Genomic DNA, 989 nt, shown 5'->3' with positions numbered 1-989 from the left:
GCTCGCGCTCCGCGCGCGCGACCGCCGGGCGGCCATCGACGTGCTCGGCCGGGTCCGGCCGGGCACGCTGGACCACACCGTCGCCCGGATCGCCGCCCTGCGCATCCGTGCGGCGCGGCTGCCCGGAGACGGAGATCCACTGCCCCTGCCCGCCGAGGTCGACGCGGCGCTGGCCGAACTGCACGCCCTGGTGGGCCGGCGTCCGGGCGACGGGGAGCCGAGCCTGTCCGAGGACGAGGCGCTGCGTCTGAGCACCGAACTCCACGAGTGGAAACTGGACGCGGTGCACGGCCTCAGCGACCGTCCCGGCGCTCCGGGAGGGGGTCCCGGACGGCTCACCGCCCGCGCCCTGCGCCGGCTGAGCGCTCCGGAGCGCGAGTCGCGCGAGCGGCTGGAGTCGCTCTACCGGCGGCTGGCGGCACACCACCAGGAGCCGGCCGCCCACGACCACCTGGTGGACCTCATGCACGCGGTACGGCCGCAGACCGTGTTCTGACCGCACGGCGTGGCGGAACGGGACGGCACCCGGCGACGAAGCTGAAGGAAAGGAGCGGTGACGTACGACATGAGCAGCCCCACCCGGCCTCCGCAGCCGGGCATCCGACTCCACGTCGACCTCGGCGGTGATCCGCGCCCGCACCGCAGCGCGAAGATCGAGGCGCATCTGCGGGTCGACGTGGCCGCCGACGGCGCTCCCACCGACCTGCCCGCGGTCCAGCTCGCGGTGATCATCGCGGTGGACGTCGCCGAGTCCAACCGGGCGGCCGTCCGGCACGCCCTGCCGGCGGCGCTGCGCGCCCTGCCCGACCGCATCTCCTTCGCCGTGCTCGGCAGCGGTCCCGAGCCGGTCCGCTGCTATCCGCGGGGCGACGACGAGTGGGCCGTCGCCGACCGGGACGCGAGGCGCCGGGCCGCCTTCGTCGCGGGTTCGCTCCCGCTGCACCGGGAGGGGCCGCGTCCCGCGGGCTACGCCGCCTGGGTGGCCGGGG

2 pseudogenes are annotated in these 989 nt (G+C 76.6%); both read left to right on the top strand.

The features are described from left to right. Nucleotides 1–496 (top strand): annotated as a pseudogene (locus tag B7767_RS37700) (serine/threonine protein kinase); the annotation flags it as partial. Between the two features lie 69 nt (nucleotides 497–565). After that, nucleotides 566–989: pseudogene (locus tag B7767_RS37695) on the top strand (VWA domain-containing protein); the annotation flags it as partial.

Origin of the sequence: Streptomyces sp. 13-12-16 (assembly GCF_002114215.1) — a bacterium.
Classification (GTDB): domain Bacteria; phylum Actinomycetota; class Actinomycetes; order Streptomycetales; family Streptomycetaceae; genus Streptomyces.
This window is presented reverse-complemented; position numbering and strand designations above follow the sequence as displayed.